The sequence below is a fragment of the Celeribacter sp. SCSIO 80788 genome (assembly GCF_051054295.1).
In the GTDB taxonomy this organism is placed as follows: Bacteria; Pseudomonadota; Alphaproteobacteria; order Rhodobacterales; family Rhodobacteraceae; genus Celeribacter.
In genome coordinates this window covers 2571411-2589360 of the sequence record NZ_CP150482.1, presented here as the reverse complement: position 1 = coordinate 2589360, position 17950 = coordinate 2571411, and the positions used below count along the sequence as shown (strand labels likewise).

Below are 17950 nucleotides of genomic sequence, written 5' to 3'. Positions count from 1 at the left end.
TTCCCGGAAGGTCCGGGAAAGGCTTAACTTATGAAAGACATCGAGGGAATGTCTTTCGCCTGATATGAATTTTACTGCGAGATTTCGGTGAGGAATTTCGCGGACATGTAGCCCTCTACCCCGTCCCCTTCGACGGAGATTTTGACCCAACCGTTTTCGACCGGAGAAATCACGCGCACGATATCCGCACGCACCACCTGACCCAGAACCTCATTCATGGTCGAGGGGCCGGAGCGGACGTTGACGCGGCTGGCGGTGACCTGTTTGAGGAGCATCTCAGGTTCGGCTGAGGCGCTGAGAATGGCGGCCATTTTTTCCGGGTCGGTGACTGTGGTCGTCGCGATTTGCGGGGTGTAGGCGGCGGGTTGTGCCGTCAGACCGGCGTTATCCTCCGCTGTCAGGCTGGCCTGATGGACCAGCGGCTGGGCGACATTCGGCTCTGGCGTGGCGGCCTTGAGTTCGGCCAGCGTCGGGACGTAATCGCCCTGACGTGCGGAAGAGCCTCCGAACGCCTCGGTGAATGTGTCGGAGATCTGCGCCATGAGCGGCAGTTTCTCGGCCTGATTTGCCTCGAATTCGGCTTGTTCCTTTGCGGAAAAATCCCGGCCGAACACCATGAAAGCAGTCCAAAGACCGCACAATGTGATCAAAGTCAAACGCAGCATGTTCAAGCCCCCCAGCTTGTTGTCCTAACGTTACCTGATCTCTCAACGCACGGAATGGGGAAAAGTTCCGCTTTCTTCCACCTAACATGGGTGTGGTGGCGAACCGGGGATCAGATGCGCTTGCCCGGTCCGGGGCGGGCGGCTATTCATCGTTCCCATGAGCAGTGATTTGACCCAAGACCCCGAACACGAAGACGCGCCGCAGGGCGAGACCTTCGAACCTTTGCGCCGTGCGATCGGCGAGCGCTATCTGCAATATGCGCTCTCGACGATTATGCACCGGGCGCTGCCCGACGCGCGTGACGGTCTGAAACCCGTGCACCGGCGCATCCTCTACGCGATGCGTGAATTGCGTCTGTCGGCGAGCGGCGGCTTCCGCAAATCGGCGAAAATCTCCGGCGACGTGATGGGCAACTATCACCCGCATGGCGATGCCGCGATTTACGATGCGATGGCCCGTCTGGCGCAGGATTTCAACGTCCGTTACCCGCTGGTCGACGGTCAGGGAAACTTCGGCAACATCGACGGCGACAACCCGGCGGCCTCGCGATACACCGAGGCGCGGATGACCATTGCGGCCGAGGCGCTGCTCGAAGGCTTGAACGAGGACGCGGTCGATTACCGCGACAACTACGACGGCACGCTGCGCGAGCCGGAGGTGCTGCCCGCCGCCTTCCCGAACCTTTTGGCCAACGGCTCGTCGGGCATCGCGGTCGGTATGGCGACGAACATCCCGCCGCACAACATCGGAGAATTGATCGACGCCTCGCTGCATATGATCAAGACGCCGGATGTGCGTGACGAGACCCTGCTCAATTACGTCAAAGGCCCGGATTTTCCGACGGGTGGCATCATTGTTGAGCCGCGCGAGAGCATGGCGAGAACCTATGCCACGGGGCGTGGATCGTTCCGTCTGCGCGCGAAATGGGAGGTCGAGGATCTGGGCCGCGGTGTCTGGCAGATCGTCGTGACCGAAATTCCCTATCAGGTTCAGAAATCGAAACTGATCGAGAAGCTCGCCGAGCTGATCCAGACTAAGAAGGTGCCGATTCTGGCCGATGTGCGCGATGAGAGCGCCGAGGACATTCGCGTGATCCTTGAGCCCAAATCGAAAAACGTCGATCCGGATGTTTTGATGAACACGCTGTTCCGCAACTCCGATCTGGAGACGCGGTTCTCGCTCAACATGAACGTCTTGATCGACGGGCGGACGCCGAAAGTCTGTTCGCTCAAAGAGGTGCTGCGCGCCTGGCTCGATCACCGTCGTGTCGTCTTGCAACGCCGCTCGCAGCACCGTCTGGAGAAAATCGACCACCGTCTTGAGGTGCTCGAAGGTTTCATCATTGCCTTCCTCAATCTGGATCGCGTGATCGACATCATCCGTTATGACGATGACCCGAAAACTGCCCTGATGGCGGAGGTTTGGGGCCGCGACGTGCCGCGCGCGATGACGGAAAAAGATTACGTCAGCCCGCTGCCCGCGCCCGAGGGCCAGGGCGAGCTGACCGAGGTGCAGGCCGAGGCGATCCTCAACATGCGCCTGCGGTCTTTGCGGCGCCTCGAAGAGATCGAGCTGATCCGCGAACGCGATGCGCTTTTGGAAGAGAAGGCCGGGCTTGTGGAACTCTTGGGCTCCGAAGATCTGCAATGGGTGCGCATTTCCGACGAGCTGAAAGAGACCAAGAAGAAATTCGGCAAGGATTACGGCCCGCGCGGCGCGCGTCTGACGCAATTCGCCGAAGCCGCCGAGATCGAGGATGTGCCCTTGGAGGCGATGATCGAGCGCGAGCCGGTCACCGTCGTGCTGTCGCAAATGGGTTGGATCAGGGCCATGTCGGGGCACATCGACCTGACCCGCGAACTGAAATTCAAAGACGGCGACGGGCCGCGGTTCCTCTTCCATGCGGAGACCACGGACAAGCTGATCCTGATGGGCTCGAACGGACGATTCTATACGCTGTCGGCGGCCAACCTTCCCGGCGGGCGCGGCATGGGCGAGCCTGTGCGGCTGATGATCGACCTGCCCAACGAGGTGGAGATCGTCGACATCTTCAAACACGATCCGGAAGGCAAATTGCTGGTCGCCTCCAACGCAGGCAACGGCTTCCAGATCGCCGAAAAAGACGTGGTGGCCCAGACCCGCACCGGCAAACAGGTTTTGAACGTCAAGGATGACGAAAAAGCCGTGATCGTGCACCGGATCAAGGGCGATCACGTTGCCGTCTGTTCGCAGAACCGTCGCTTCCTCGTCTTCCCGCTCGATGAGGTGCCCGAGCTTGGGCGCGGCAAGGGCGTGCGGCTCCAGAAATACAATCAGGCGCGTGGCGCGCAGGGCATGCTGGAACTCGATGGCGGACTGAGCGATCTGACGACCTTCGATTGGGAGCAGGGGCTGAGCTGGACCATGGGCGGGGGAAATACCCGCAGCGAAAAAGACATGACCCAATGGCTCGGCAAACGTGCAGGCGTTGGCAAAGCGCCGCCGCATGGTTTCCCGAGGGACAACAAGTTTAGCTGAAATCTCGGCGGTGATTTCAGACAGGTGATTTAAATGGCGCAGTTGTTGAGCACGGAATTCGAGGGACGTGTGGGGCCGGTTTTAAGGCTATCGCTCTGGACCGCGATCCTCACCGTGCTCACGCTGGGCTTTTACCGTTTCTGGATGAAAACGCGGCTCAGACGGCATTTCTGGGCCGCCGTGCGCCCGGACGGGACGCCTTTGGAATATGTCGGCAAGGGCATTGAGAAATTCACCGGGTTTCTGATCGCGCTTGTCTTTCTCGCGCTCCTGATCGGGGTTTTGGCGCTTCTGCTGGTCTATGCCTCCTATGTGCTCTTCAACGAGGAGATCGAGGCCTATCTGGCGGCGGGTCTGCTGGCTCTGCCGCTGTTCTTTTTCGCGTCCTATCGGGCCAAACGCTATGTCTATGCCCGGACCCGCTGGCGCGGCATCCGCTTTGCGCTCGAACCGGCGGCGGGGAAATATGCGCTCGTGGCCATGGGGCATGTTTTGCTCGCGCTGGTGACTCTGGGGCTGCTGTGGCCGCGCATGACGTTCAAACTGGAAAAATTCCGCACGGACCGCACGTTTTTCGGCGATCAGCGCCTCCATCAGGGCGGCAAATGGACAGGGCTTCTTGGGGCCTTCCTGCCGGTTTTGCTGAGTGTCTGGGGGGCGGCCATCGCAGGCGGGCTCGTCTCATGGTGGTTTTCCGAGGGGGCGGATCCCGAGAACATGGTGATTGCCTTGCTGCCGCTGTTCATCTTCTTCGGTATGCTCGGGGGAACGTTTTTTTATACCCGCTACCGTGTCGTCGCCTTGCGCTATCTCGCCAATCACAAGTCGGCGGGGGGCATCGGCCTGATCTCAAACCTGTCCTTTTCCCGCGTCCTTGGCATCAACCTCGGCGGCTATCTTCTCACCAACCTCGCGACGGCGGCGGCCACTTTTGTCGTGGGGGCGCTGGCCTCGCTCATTCTCGTTGCGCTCTATCCGGGCCTGTCGGATTTCGGCATCTTCGCCTCTGGCGCCGTGTCTGAGGGCACCTCCATCGGTGAGGAGGGCATGCCCTCCGCCGAAATCACCGTCTTTTTCGCGCTGTTTCTCTATATGGTGACCTTCCTGTTCTTTTCCGTCTTCCGTCAATGTTTCGTCGTCTTCCCCACATGGCGCCATTACGCCAGCACCCTGTCGCTCACCGGGGGCGAACACCTTGCGCAGATCCGTCAGCGCGACCGCGACGAGGCGGGGCAGGCGGAAGGCATTGCCGAAGCCTTCGATCTGGGAGCCGCGATATGAGTGCGGCGGGGCCTTGGGCCCCGATCCCGGACGGGGTGCGCTGCGAGCTGGTCGATGGCAAGACGGCGGCGCGTCATGTGGTCTATGCACTGCTGCGCGATGGCGCGCTCGATCTGTCCTACACGGATGAGGCGGGCATAGAGCTGCGCTGGAACTGGCCGTTGTCGCATCTGCGCCATGTCGAGGGGCAGGGCGATCTGACTTGGGGCAAGGCGCCTTTGGGCGTGTACAGCAATGTGATGACCCCGACCGCGCGGCTCTATGTGCGCGACGGGCATCTGCGGGCGGCGCTCGAGGCGGAGGCACCAAATCTCAAACGCAAGACCCCGGTGACGGGCAAGGGGCGGCTCATCGGGCTGATCCTCGGCGCGATGGCCTCCGTCGCCTTCATCGTCTTCGCGCTCATTCCGCTCATTGCCGATCGACTGGCCGCCGGTTTGCCCATCGAGGGCGAGCGTGCGCTGGGCGACAAGACCTATCAGCAGGTACGCGACAGTTTCGGCACGGTTTTTCCGCTGAACGAATGCACTGGGGCAGATGGTGTTCTGGCGCTCAAGGAGATGGAGACCAAGCTGCTCGAGGTTTCCGATCTCGACCGGGAGGCGGTGCAGCTCACTGTGCTCGATCACGACATGATCAACGCTTTCGCCCTGCCCGGGGGGCGGATCGTCGTCATGCGCGGGTTGATCGAGGCGGCGGACACCCCCGAAGAGGTCGCCGCCGTGATCGCGCATGAGATGGGCCATGTCGCGCATCGTGACCCGACCCGCCATGCGTTGCGTTCGGTCGGGACATTCGGCGTGCTGTCTCTGGTGTTCGGCGATTTCGCGGGGGGCACGGTGGTGCTTCTGGGCGTCAATCAGCTTGTGAATGCGCAATATTCCCAAGGCGCGGAAAGCGCCGCCGACGCCTATGCCCATGCGCTTTTGCCCAAGGCCGGGGTGTCGCCGGGTGCGCTTGCGCCGCTGTTCGAACGACTGAAGGCGAAATACGGCGACAGCGAAGGTCTCGCTGCCCATCTCGCCTCCCACCCGAAACTCGGCGACCGGGTGACGCGGGCCGAAGCCGCAGCGGCTGGGTTCGAAGGCGAGGAAACGCCGCTGCTTTCGCCGCGCGTCTGGCGCGATTTGCAGGCGATCTGCGGCGATGATAAGGGCGAGAAAAAGCGTAAAAGCAACAGCGTTGCGCCCTGAGCTCTTTGCCGTTACCAATTCCCCCCGACCATCAGGAGGATCTGTCCCGTGTTTCACATTGCCCGTCGCGTATTTCTCGGCCTCACGCTTCTTGCCCTGACCGCTTGCAGCGATGCCAAGGAGGTGACGGAAGAGACACCCCTGGTGAACCTCGGGGACTTTGCGTTTGGACATAACGTGGTGATCGCCAAGGATGCGACGAAGGCGCCGTTTTCGCGCACGGCCAGTGAAGACGAGATCGAAACCGAATTGAAATCCGCGATGCAGGCCCGTTTCGGCCGGTATGACGGCGACAAGCTCTATCACATCGGCATCAAGGTGGACGCCTATGGTCTCGCCGCTCCCGGTATCCCGGTCTTGTTCACGCCGAAATCCGTGCTCGTGCTGTCCGTCAATATTTGGGACGATTCGAAAGGGGTGAAGCTGACGGAGAAACCCAAGCTTCTGACCGTGTTCGAAGGCGCCTCCGGGGCGACGCTGGTTGGGTCGGGCATCACGCGCACGAAAGAGGAGCAACTCGAGATTCTGAGCCGCAACGCGGCGCTGAAAGTCGAACGCTGGTTGCAGGAAAACGGCCAATGGTTCGGGGTTGAGCCCATCGCCCCTGAGAGCTCGGAGGCGGATGAGGCCAAGGCCGCGCTTGAAGTTCTTGCCCCCGAAGCGGCAACAGAGGCCGCAAATGGCAACTGACGCTTGATTTTCCTGTCCGAAGCCACTACCTAGCCCGCGATGTTAATTTCGGGCCAGATTTCCGGCCCTTCAAACCAAGAGGCGCCTCGATATGGCTAAAGGTAAGTTTGAGCGTAACAAACCGCACGTCAACATCGGCACGATCGGCCACGTTGACCACGGCAAGACCACTCTGACGGCAGCGATCACCAAATACTTCGGTGACTTCAAAGCCTATGACGAAATCGACGGTGCGCCGGAAGAAAAAGCTCGCGGGATCACGATCTCCACGGCTCACGTGGAATACGAGACCCCGAACCGTCACTACGCGCACGTCGACTGCCCCGGCCACGCCGACTACGTGAAAAACATGATCACCGGTGCGGCCCAGATGGACGGCGGTATCCTCGTGGTGAACGCGGCTGACGGCCCGATGCCGCAGACCCGTGAGCACATCCTGCTCGCCCGTCAGGTTGGCGTGCCGGCTCTCGTTGTGTTCCTGAACAAAGTCGACCAGGTTGACGACGAAGAGCTCCTCGAGCTCGTCGAAATGGAAGTGCGCGAACTTCTGTCCGCCTACGACTTCCCGGGCGACGATATTCCGATCATCGCAGGGTCCGCTCTGGCCGCTCTCGAAGGCCGTGACCCGGAGATTGGCGAAGAGAAGATCAAGGAACTGATGGCCGCTGTCGACGAGTACATCCCGACCCCGGCACGCGCTGTCGACCAGCCGTTCCTGATGCCGATCGAAGACGTGTTCTCGATCTCCGGTCGTGGTACGGTTGTGACCGGCCGTGTGGAACGCGGTGTGATCAACGTGGGCGACGAGATCGAAATCGTCGGTATCCGCGACACCAAGAAAACCACCTGTACCGGTGTTGAAATGTTCCGCAAACTGCTCGACCGCGGTGAAGCTGGCGACAACATCGGCGCCCTGCTGCGCGGTGTGGACCGTGAAGGCGTCGAGCGTGGTCAGGTTCTGTGTAAACCGGGCTCCGTGAACCCGCACACCAAATTCGAATCCGAGGTCTACATTCTGACCAAGGAAGAAGGTGGCCGTCACACCCCGTTCTTCGCGAACTACCGTCCGCAGTTCTACTTCCGTACGACGGACGTGACCGGGACCGTTGTTCTGCCGGAAGGCACCGAGATGGTGATGCCGGGCGACAACCTGAAATTCACGGTTGAGCTGATCGCCCCGATCGCGATGGAAGAAGGTCTCCGCTTCGCCATCCGCGAAGGCGGCCGCACCGTGGGTTCGGGCGTTGTGTCCAAAATCCTGGCCTGATCAGCTCTGCTGATTAAGAGATAGAAAGGGCTCCACGAAAGTGGGGCCCTTTTCGTTTCGGTACGATGATCGTGAATGAGAGGATGACGGTCTAGGTGTCGGGTGGTTGCGGTGCAGGTTGACGTCGGCGAGAGAGCTCAGGTAGCCTGACCGCGAAGATTTCGGACGGCAGGTTATTTTGCGCATTCCATTTCGGCCAATCGTCACGCTCCCCAGTGCACTGGGGCTTTGCCTGTTGCTGTCGGCAGGACCGGCTGCGGCCACTCCGCTGATCACCGGTTCTGAAGAGAACCATGCGCGGCTTTGTCTCGATTACAACGACACGCTGGAGCGGATCGCGGCGAATTGTCAAGCCGCGCTCGATATGCCGGGAATCAGTGAGGCAACACAATTCGACGTTCTGCTGACGCTGGCCTGGGCGCAATATGAGATGGACGAGATGAGTGCGGCGCGCGATGCACTGGAACTGGCGCGGAGCATTCGACCCGAAACGGCAGGGGGCTACAATCTCGACGGTTGGTTGCGCGAGGCGGAGGGGGATCTGGCGGGGGCGGAGGACAGTTTCCGCAAGGCCCTTGCCCTGTCGCCCGACGAGGAAGCCTATGCCGGGCTTGCGACCGTGATTTTCACGCAGGATATGGGGCGCGCGGAAGACGCCATGCGCTATCTCGATCTCGCGCTCCTTCTGGCGCCGGACTATGGTTACGCCCTGCGGGAAAAGGGCTGGCAACTGTTTCAGACTGACGATTATGAAGGCGCTCTGCTGGCCTATGACCGGGCGCTGGGGCTCGACCCCGACGACCTCAACGCGCTCTATGTGAAAGCGCGTGTGCTCTTGTCTCTCAATCAGCCCTTCGAGGCGATACAGCTGATTTCCCGTGCGCTCGAACAGGCGCCGGAGAGCGCCTTTCTCTACATGTACCGCGCCATGGCCTTCCGGATGCAGGATTTCAACATGGTGGCTCTGGCCAGTGCGGAAAAGGCAATCTCCTTGAATCCGGAACTGACGGACGCCCATGTGGAGAAGGCGCGCGCGCTCATGGGGCTCTATCGCTACGGCGATGCGGTGGCGGCGCTGCAAGCGTTGATGGGGACGGAGATGGACAACGGCTATAGCCGCTACTGGTATGCGCTCGCCCTGGCCGATGACGAACAATACGAGGCGGCGAGGGAGGCGATCGAGGTGCTGACCGCCTCCGAGGGCGCCGTGGGGGCGGATTTCGAGCTGAAAGCCTTTGTCGCCATGGCGCTCGATCGGGACGACGTGGCGCAGGAGGCGGTGGAACGCGCCCTGAGTCTCAATCCGGAGCTGTCGCATGCCACCTATTACAAGGCGGTGCTTGCGGTGCGGGCTCATGAGGTGCAGGCGGGCATGGCGGCCTATCGCGCGGCCATGGAACTCGAACAGATCGGCTGGGCGAAAAAGGATTTCATCCGCGAGTTGATCGCGGCGGGCTATGAGGCGGAAGCGCTCGCGCTGGGGCAGGGCGAGAGCGCGGCACGGGAAGACGCGGCACAGTGATCTGTGCGCGAAAACCGCCATGGAAGGGTGTGAAACCCTCTTGCAAACCTTTTCGCCTTCGCGTAGGTCGTGGCTCGGCCTTAGGGGTATAGCTCAGCTGGTAGAGCGACGGTCTCCAAAACCGTAGGTCGCGGGTTCGAACCCTGCTGCCCCTGCCATTTCACCGGACATTCTCTTCAATATGAACGTGCGATGGGCATGCGGGCTTGAAATTGCCGTTCCGCTCGCGTATCTGCGCCGGGTAATCAGAGGTTCAGGACGAAAAGATGGCCACGAAAACCAACCCGATTCAGTTCATCCAGCAGGTTCGCTCGGAGGCGGCGAAGATCGTCTGGCCGACGCGTCGTGAGGTGATGCTGACCACGTTGATGGTGTTCATCATGGCCGCGCTGACTGCGACCTTCTTCTTCCTCGTGGATCTGATCATCCGCACCGGGCTTACCGGGTTCCTGAACCTGTTCGGCTGAGCCCGTTTCGGCTATAGAAAACTCCGAGGAGGAGTTTTCCATGGCCAAATTTTTCAAGAGCATCACCGATCCTCTGCGCCGCATTGTCGAGCGTCAGAGGATTTTCTTTGTGGCGACCGCCGCCGAAGGCGCGCGGGTGAACGTCTCGCCGCGCCCAACCGCCGATACGCTCAGGATCACCGGGCCGAACGAGGCGATGTATCTCGACATGACGGGTTCGGGCGCGGAAACCGCGGCGCATCTGCGGGCGGACGGGCGGATGACAATGATGTTCTGTTCCTTCGAGGAACAGCCGATGATCGTCCGGTTCTTCGGCGCCGGGCGTTCGGTTCTGAAGGGCACGGAAGAGTTCGACACGCTTCTTGCGAATTACTTCGACGGCAAGGATTTGCCGGGCAGCCGACAGATCGTGGTGATGGCGGTCGAGGCGACCCAAAGTTCTTGTGGGTACGGTGTGCCGTTCTTCGAGTATTCCGGCGAGCGTTCGACCCTGCGTGACTGGAGCGAGCGCAAGGGCGATGCCGGAATTGCCGACTATCTCACTGAGAAGAACCTTGTGTCGCAGGACGGTTTGCCCACCGGGTTCGAGAGCGTGGTCGACGCCCTAAAGGGTTGAACTTGCGTCCGTGAGCGTATAGAGCGGGCGCACTCTTGCGAGACGGGCGTGCAGCGATTCGAGTTGCGCGCCGCTTTATTGTTTCGGGGAGCTGTGCCGAAAGGTGCGGTGGGAATTAACGAGACCCGGTGCAAACCGGGGAAAACGAAAAGGCAAAGGCACCATGGCGAAGCGTTGGTATTCGGTGAGCGTTCTCTCGAACTTCGAGAAAAAAGTCGCCGAAGCGATCAAAACGGCCGTGGAAGAAAAAGGCCTTCAGGATCAGATCGAAGAAGTTCTGGTGCCGACCGAAGAGGTCATCGAAGTGCGCCGGGGCAAAAAGGTGACGACCGAGCGTCGTTTCATGCCGGGCTATGTGCTTGTCCGCATGGAGATGACCGACCAGGGTTATCACCTGATCAACTCGATCAACCGGGTGACCGGCTTCCTGGGCTCTTTCGGCAAGCCGATGCCGATGCGCGATTCTGAGGTTCAGGCGATCCTGGGCCGTGTCGAGGAAAACGCGGAAGCACCGCGGACCACGATCACCTTCGAGATCGGCGAGCAAGTCTCTGTCGCCGAAGGTGCCTTCGAGGGCTTCGACGGGATGGTCGAGGAGGTGGACGACGCCAACCAGCGTCTGAAAGTCTCCGTGTCGATCTTTGGCCGGGCCACCCCGGTCGAACTGGAATTCACTCAGGTCAACAAACGGGCCTGAATGACGCGCCCCTCGGGGCGCATGAGCCGTGGGAGGCGAGGGCGACGCGTCGTCCGGACCAGACCACACAACGCAAGACCCTGTGAGACGCGTTTCACAGGAGTTGGAAAGGAAAAAGCCAATGGCTAAGAAACTCGCAGGCAAAATGAAGCTGCAAGTGCCCGCCGGTGCAGCGAACCCGTCCCCGCCCGTGGGGCCGGCGCTCGGTCAGCGCGGCATCAACATCATGGAATTCTGTAAGGCGTTCAACGCCAAGACGCAGGACATGGAGCCCGGTGCGCCGTGCCCGACCGTGATCACCTACTACTCCGACAAATCCTTCTCGATGGACATCAAGACGCCGCCGGCTTCTTATTACCTCAAGAAGGCTGCCGGTCTGAAACCCGTCGGCAAACGCAACCGCCCCAAAGGCGCTGTGAACCCGGGCCGCGAGACCATCGCAACCGTGACCATCGCGCAAGTGCGTGAAATTGCCGAAGCGAAGATGAAAGATCTCAACGCCAACGACATCGAAGGCGCAATGCAGATCATCGTCGGCTCCGCGAAATCCATGGGCATCGAGGTGAAGTGATGGCGAAACTTGGCAAACGTACCGTCGCTGCTCGCGCAGCTTTCGCTGGCAAAGAAAACATCTCCGTCGAGGATGCCGTTGCGCTGATCAAAGCCAACGCCTCCGCCAAATTCGACGAGACCGTTGAGATTGCTCTGAACCTCGGCGTCGACCCGCGTCACGCTGACCAGATGGTCCGCGGCGTTGTGACCCTGCCGAACGGCACCGGTAAATCCGTGCGCGTGGCTGTGTTCGCCCGTGGCGCGAAAGCCGACGAAGCGACCGCCGCCGGTGCGGACATCGTGGGCGCCGAAGACCTGATGGAAACCATTCAGGGCGGCACCATCGAGTTCGATCGCTGCATCGCGACCCCGGACATGATGCCGATCGTTGGCCGTCTGGGTAAGATCCTCGGCCCGCGCAACCTGATGCCGAACCCCAAAGTCGGCACCGTGACCATGGACGTCAAAGCGGCTGTCGAAGCTGCCAAAGGCGGCGAAGTGCAGTTCAAGGCTGAAAAAGCCGGTGTTGTGCACTGTGGCGTTGGCAAAGCATCCTTCGATGCTGCCAAACTGGCCGAAAACATCCGCGCTTTCGTGGATGCGGTTCAGAAAGCCAAACCGACCGGCGCGAAAGGCACCTACATGAAGAAAGTGTCCCTTTCTTCGACGATGGGCCCGGGCGTTTCGGTTTCCGTGGACTCCGCGACTGGCAACTGAGCTTTAGGCTTAGGGTGAGATTTGAAAGGCGCTCCGTTTGGGGCGCCTTTCTCTTTTGACGTTTTCATCCCGATGTGGAAAACAAGGCCGGAAAGCGCGAGGCGGCGGCGATGGAACGGCTTGCACTCTCCCTTAATCCCCTCTAAACACCAACCTGCATCCCAGCGTGCGATTCGTCGTGCGCTGTTTTGCATTTCGTCCTAGACGGTGGGTGATCGGGATTTGCCGGTCATAATTCCTGCCAGAGACGGGAAAGACGATAAGTTACTCCGAGGTGATCCTCGGGCGACTTTGGCGCAACCCCGTATACGGACTTCGAGCCGACGCCATATGGCAGAGGTAGAATTGAGCCGGGAGGGGTGACCCTCCCATACTTGGAGTAAAACTGTGGATAGAGCACAAAAAGAAAAGGTGATCGAGGAACTCGGTCAGATCTTTGAAAGCTCTGGCGTGGTCGTCGTTGCACACTACGCAGGTCTTACGGTTGCTGAAATGCAGGATCTGCGCGCGAAAATGCGTGACGCAGGTGGTGCAGTTCGCGTTGCCAAGAACCGGCTCGCCAAAATCGCCCTTGAAGGAACGCCGAACGAACCGATCAGCGATCTTCTCAATGGCATGACCGTTCTCGCCTATTCCGAAGACCCTGTCGCAGCTGCGAAAGTGGTCGTGGATTACGCCAAACAAAACGAGAAACTTGAAATTCTCGGTGGCGCAATGGGCGGTGAAGGTCTTGACGCCAACGGTGTGACCCGTGTGTCCAAAATGCCGTCTCGCGAAGAGCTTCTGGCTCAGATCGCAAGCTGCATTGGCGCACCGGCAGCCAACATCGCAGGCGCAATTGGCGCACCCGCTTCGAACATCGCGGGCATCCTTTCCACCATCGAGGAAAAGGCTGCCTGAGCAACCCTTTGAACCTGCGTGGGCCGCATAAGGCACCATGTTGGAACACACTCAAACGAACGGAAACAGTACAATGGCTGATCTGAAGAAACTTGCAGAAGAGATCGTTGGTCTCACCCTTCTCGAAGCTCAAGAGCTGAAAGAAATCCTCAAAGAAGAATACGGCATCGAGCCCGCTGCTGGCGGCGCTGTCATGATGGCCGGCCCGGCTGCTGACGCTGGTGCGGCTGCTGAAGAGAAGACCGAATTCGACGTCGTTCTCAAAGACGCTGGCGCTTCCAAAATCAACGTCATCAAAGAAGTCCGCGGCATCACCGGCCTGGGCCTCAAAGAAGCCAAAGAGCTCGTTGAAGCTGGCGGCAAAATCAAAGAAGGCGTGTCCAAGGACGAAGCCGAAGACATCAAAGGCAAACTCGAAGCCGCTGGCGCGACCGTCGAGCTGGCCTAAGTGCCTCGGCCTCAGGGCCAATGAAATCATGGGCTGGACCGGGACTTTCCCGGTCCAGCTTAACCTGTCTTAGAAAGGGCCTTTGCGCATCGGGCGCAGGAAAGGGTCTTTTCTCAGGAGAGGTTCAAAGGTCGGGAGCCCCCTTTGGGTCGGGGGCAGGAATAGACCGAACCCCTCTGTTTCGTCAGGGCACAGCCACCGGCACCCAACGGTGATTGTCGCTCGCGAAAATTCGAAAGGTTTAGACGCTTATGGCATCGTCCTTCCTTGGCCAAAAACGGCTCCGCCGCTCTTACGGCAAAATCCGCGAAGTCCTCGAAATGCCGAACCTCATCGAGGTTCAGAAATCTTCCTACGAACTGTTCCTGAAATCCGGTGACGCTCCCGAGCCGCTCGACGGCGAAGGCATCAAAGGCGTGTTCCAGTCGGTTTTCCCGATCAAGGATTTCAACGAGACCGCCGTTCTCGAATTCGTGCGCTACGAACTCGAATCCCCGAAATACGACGTCGAAGAGTGCATGCAGCGCGACATGACCTACAGCGCCCCGCTGAAAGTCACGCTTCGCCTCATCGTGTTCGATGTGGACGAGGACACCGGCGCGAAGTCCGTGAAGGACATCAAGGAGCAGGACGTGTTCATGGGCGACATGCCCCTGATGACGCCGAACGGCACGTTCATCGTGAACGGCACCGAGCGTGTGATCGTGTCCCAGATGCACCGCTCGCCGGGCGTGTTCTTCGACCACGACAAGGGCAAGACCCATTCCTCGGGTAAACTGCTGTTCGCCTGCCGGATCATCCCGTACCGCGGCTCCTGGCTCGATTTCGAATTCGACGCCAAGGACATCGTGTTCGCCCGTATCGACCGTCGCCGCAAACTGCCGGTGACGACCCTGCTCTATGCGCTGGGACTCGATCAGGAGCAAATTTGCGACGCCTATTACAACACGGTCGATTTCAAGCTCGAAAAGAACAAAGGTTGGGTGACCAAGTTCTTCCCCGAGCGTGTGCGCGGCACCCGTCCGACCTATGATCTCGTAGATGCCGCCACCGGCGAAGTGATCTGTAAAGCGGGCGACAAGATGACCCCGCGGGCGGTGAAGAAAATCATCGATGAAGCGCAGATCACCGAGCTTCTCGTGCCCTTCGAGCACATCGTCGGCAAATTCGTTGCGAAAGACATCATCAACGAAGAAAACGGCGCGATCTATGTCGAAGCCGGTGATGAGTTGACGCTTGAGATGGACAAAGACGGCGACGTGATCGGCGGCTCCCTCAAAGAGCTGCTGGACGCGGGCATCACCGATATTCCGGTTCTCGACATCGATAACGTGAACGTCGGCCCGTACATCCGCAACACGATGGAAGCCGACAAGAACATGAACCGCGAAACCGCCCTCATGGACATCTATCGCGTCATGCGTCCGGGTGAACCGCCGACCGTTGAGGCCGCGTCGACCCTGTTCGACAGCCTGTTCTTCGACAGCGAGCGCTACGACCTCTCTGCCGTGGGCCGGGTGAAAATGAACATGCGCCTCGATCTGGATGCGCCGGACACCCAGCGCACCCTGCGTCGCGACGACATCATCGCCTGTATCAAAGGCCTCGTCGAGCTGCGTGACGGCCATGGCGACGTGGACGACATCGACCACCTCGGCAACCGTCGTGTGCGCTCTGTCGGCGAGCTGATGGAAAACCAGTACCGCGTCGGCCTTCTGCGTATGGAACGTGCGATCAAGGAACGGATGTCCTCCGTCGAAATCGACACGGTTATGCCGCAAGACCTGATCAACGCGAAACCGGCCGCCGCTGCCGTGCGCGAATTCTTCGGCTCCTCGCAGCTGTCGCAGTTCATGGACCAAACCAACCCGCTCTCCGAAGTGACGCACAAGCGTCGTCTTTCGGCGCTCGGGCCGGGCGGTCTGACCCGCGAGCGTGCGGGCTTTGAGGTCCGCGACGTGCACGTGACCCACTACGGTCGCATGTGCCCGATTGAGACGCCGGAAGGGCCGAACATCGGTCTGATCAACTCGCTGGCCACTTTCGCCCGCGTGAACAAATACGGCTTCATCGAGACTCCGTATCGCAAGGTCATTGACGGTCACGTGACCGACGATGTGCAATACATGTCCGCGACCGAGGAAATGCGTCACACCGTGGCGCAGGCCAACGCATCGCTCGACGCCGAAGGCAAATTCACCGACGATCTCGTGTCCACCCGTCAGTCGGGCGAACACGCGCTGAACCCGCCGGCCTCCGTCGATTTGATCGACGTGTCGCCGAAACAGCTGGTCTCCGTCGGTGCGGCGCTCATTCCGTTCCTTGAAAACGACGACGCCAACCGTGCTCTCATGGGCGCGAACATGCAGCGTCAGGCCGTGCCGCTTCTGCGCGCGGAGGCGCCGCTCGTCGGCACCGGGATGGAAGCCAAGGTCGCCATCGACTCCGGCGCTGCCATTCAGGCGAAGCGCGCGGGCATCATCGACCAGGTCGACGCGACCCGGATCGTGATCCGCGCCACGTCCGATCTGGAGCTGGGCGATGCGGGCGTGGACATCTACCGTCTGCGCAAGTTCCAGCGCTCGAACCAGAACACCTGTATCAACCAGCGTCCGCTGGTGAACGTGGGTCAACGGGTCGAGAAGGGCGAAGTGATCGCCGACGGTCCGTCCACCGATATGGGGGAACTGGCGCTCGGCAAGAACATCATCGTCGCCTTCATGCCGTGGAACGGCTACAACTACGAAGACTCCATCCTGATCTCCGAACGCATTGCGCGTGACGACGTCTTCACCTCGATCCACATCGAGGAATTCGAAGTCGCCGCCCGCGACACGAAGCTCGGGCCGGAAGAGATCACCCGTGACATTCCGAACGTTGGCGAGGAAGCCCTGCGCAACCTCGACGAGGCCGGGATCGTCTACATCGGCGCTCACGTCGAGCCGGGTGACATCCTTGTCGGTAAGATCACGCCGAAGGGCGAAAGTCCGATGACGCCGGAGGAAAAACTCCTGCGCGCCATCTTCGGTGAGAAAGCCTCCGACGTGCGTGACACTTCGCTGCGCGTGAAACCGGGTGACTACGGCACCGTGGTGGAAGTCCGCGTGTTCAACCGTCATGGCGTCGAGAAAGACGAGCGTTCGCTGCAAATCGAACGTGAGGAAATCGAACGTCTGGCGCGGGACCGCGACGACGAAATGGCCATTCTGGACCGCAACATCTACGCGCGTCTGAAAGACCTGATCATGGGCAAAGTCATCGCCAAAGGTCCGAAAGGCGTCAAAGCCGGTGTGACCGTGGATGACGAGCTGCTCGGTCAGCTGTCCCGTGGTCAGTGGTGGCAGCTCGCCCTCGAAGACGAGGACGATGCCCAGATCGTCGAGGCCCTGAACGCTCAGTACGAGGCCCAGAAACGGGCGCTTGAGCATCGGTTCGAGGACAAGGTCGAGAAAGTCCGTCGTGGCGACGATCTGCCGCCGGGCGTGATGAAAATGGTCAAAGTCTTCATCGCCGTGAAGCGCAAGCTTCAGCCGGGGGACAAGATGGCCGGTCGTCACGGCAACAAAGGTGTGGTGTCGCGCGTCGTTCCGATGGAAGACATGCCGTTCCTCGCCGATGGGACCCCGGTCGACTTCTGTCTCAACCCGCTGGGTGTGCCGTCGCGTATGAACGTCGGTCAGATCCTTGAGATCCACATGGGCTGGGCCGCACGCGGTCTCGGTATCCAAGTGGATGACGCTCTGGCAGAATACCGTCGTTCCGGCGATATGACCCCGGTGCGCGATGCGATGAAATTCGTCTACGGCGAAGAAGTCTTCGAAGAAGGCATCGCAGGCATGGACGACGATCTTCTCATCGAGGCCGCCTCGAACATCGTCAACGGTGTGCCGATTGCGACCCCGGTCTTCGACGGTGCGAAAGAAGCCGACATCAACGACGCTCTGCGCCGTGCCGGGTTCGACACCTCCGGTCAGTCCGTCCTGTTCGACGGTCGTACCGGCGAGCAATTCGCTCGGAAGGTGACGGTTGGTAAGAAGTACATGCTGAAACTTCACCACCTCGTCGACGACAAGATCCACGCCCGTTCGACCGGGCCGTACTCCCTCGTCACCCAGCAGCCGCTCGGTGGTAAGGCGCAGTTCGGTGGTCAGCGGTTCGGGGAGATGGAGGTTTGGGCTCTCGAAGCGTATGGCGCCGCCTACACGCTGCAAGAGATGCTCACCGTCAAGTCGGATGACGTGGCCGGTCGTGCCAAGGTCTACGAGTCGATCGTCAAGGGCGAAGACAACTTTGAAGCCGGCGTGCCGGAATCCTTCAACGTGCTTGTCAAAGAAGTCCGTGGCCTCGGCCTCAACATGGAACTCCTGGACTCGGAGGGTGAGGAGTAAGGGCTTCGGCCTTTACCCTCCCTCCCTTT

The 17950-nt window shown here is 60.3% G+C and carries 15 protein-coding genes and 1 tRNA gene; 15 read left to right on the top strand and 1 reads right to left on the bottom strand.

Annotation, left to right across the window (positions count from 1 at the left end):
- Positions 1-71: 71 nt before the first annotated feature.
- Entirely contained in the window at positions 72-665 is a 594-nt protein-coding gene (locus V1471_RS13025; protein WP_434289318.1) for an SH3 domain-containing protein, read from the bottom strand.
- Positions 666-822: 157 nt separating this feature from the next.
- On the opposite strand from V1471_RS13025, the gene V1471_RS13020 reads away from it, so the two are divergent.
- The 15 genes from V1471_RS13020 (at position 823) to rpoB (ending at position 17921) form a co-directional block, all read left to right on the top strand.
- Positions 823-3183: a DNA topoisomerase IV subunit A gene (locus V1471_RS13020; RefSeq protein WP_434289316.1), complete on the top strand. Its 2361-nt coding sequence runs from the start codon at positions 823-825 to the stop codon at positions 3181-3183.
- A 33-nt stretch (positions 3184-3216) separates the two neighbouring features.
- A complete protein-coding gene (locus V1471_RS13015) occupies positions 3217-4464 on the top strand; it encodes a DUF898 family protein (protein WP_434289314.1) in 1248 nt (415 codons plus the stop codon).
- The gene (locus V1471_RS13010; RefSeq protein ID WP_434289312.1) at positions 4461-5657 is read left to right on the top strand and encodes a M48 family metallopeptidase; all 1197 of its coding nucleotides are present in this window, start codon (positions 4461-4463) and stop codon (positions 5655-5657) included. The genes V1471_RS13015 and V1471_RS13010 overlap by 4 nt, the downstream gene beginning before the upstream one ends.
- Positions 5658-5705: 48 nt before the next feature.
- A complete protein-coding gene (locus V1471_RS13005; protein WP_434289310.1) occupies positions 5706-6347 on the top strand; it encodes a hypothetical protein in 642 nt (213 codons plus the stop codon).
- A gap of 91 nt (positions 6348-6438) precedes the next feature.
- Positions 6439-7614: an elongation factor Tu gene (tuf, locus tag V1471_RS13000; protein WP_434289286.1), complete on the top strand. Its 1176-nt coding sequence runs from the start codon at positions 6439-6441 to the stop codon at positions 7612-7614.
- 235 nt (positions 7615-7849) lie between these two features.
- A complete protein-coding gene (locus V1471_RS12995; protein ID WP_434289309.1) occupies positions 7850-9136 on the top strand; it encodes a tetratricopeptide repeat protein in 1287 nt (428 codons plus the stop codon).
- 82 nt (positions 9137-9218) lie between these two features.
- Positions 9219-9294, top strand: a tRNA-Trp gene (locus tag V1471_RS12990).
- Positions 9295-9402: 108 nt separating this feature from the next.
- Positions 9403-9603: a preprotein translocase subunit SecE gene (secE, locus tag V1471_RS12985; protein ID WP_434289308.1), complete on the top strand. Its 201-nt coding sequence runs from the start codon at positions 9403-9405 to the stop codon at positions 9601-9603.
- 40 nt (positions 9604-9643) lie between these two features.
- A complete protein-coding gene (locus V1471_RS12980; RefSeq protein WP_434289306.1) occupies positions 9644-10219 on the top strand; it encodes a pyridoxamine 5'-phosphate oxidase family protein in 576 nt (191 codons plus the stop codon).
- Between the two features lie 163 nt (positions 10220-10382).
- On the top strand, positions 10383-10916 hold the full coding sequence (nusG, locus tag V1471_RS12975; protein WP_434289304.1) for a transcription termination/antitermination protein NusG: 534 nt from the start codon (positions 10383-10385) through the stop codon (positions 10914-10916).
- Between the two features lie 121 nt (positions 10917-11037).
- Positions 11038-11487 (top strand): 50S ribosomal protein L11, encoded by a 450-nt coding sequence (gene rplK, locus V1471_RS12970; protein ID WP_434289302.1) that lies wholly within the window; start codon positions 11038-11040, stop codon positions 11485-11487.
- Positions 11487-12185, top strand: coding sequence for a 50S ribosomal protein L1 (gene rplA, locus V1471_RS12965; RefSeq protein ID WP_434289300.1), 699 nt, complete (start codon positions 11487-11489; stop codon positions 12183-12185). Before rplK ends, rplA begins: the two co-directional genes overlap by 1 nt.
- 387 nt (positions 12186-12572) lie before the next feature.
- Positions 12573-13085 (top strand): 50S ribosomal protein L10, encoded by a 513-nt coding sequence (gene rplJ, locus V1471_RS12960; RefSeq protein ID WP_434289299.1) that lies wholly within the window; start codon positions 12573-12575, stop codon positions 13083-13085.
- 73 nt (positions 13086-13158) lie between these two features.
- Positions 13159-13533, top strand: coding sequence for a 50S ribosomal protein L7/L12 (gene rplL / locus V1471_RS12955; protein ID WP_434289297.1), 375 nt, complete (start codon positions 13159-13161; stop codon positions 13531-13533).
- A 251-nt stretch (positions 13534-13784) separates the two neighbouring features.
- Positions 13785-17921, top strand: a complete 4137-nt coding sequence (gene rpoB / locus V1471_RS12950; protein WP_434289295.1) for a DNA-directed RNA polymerase subunit beta — start codon at positions 13785-13787, stop codon at positions 17919-17921.
- Positions 17922-17950 lie beyond the last annotated feature (29 nt).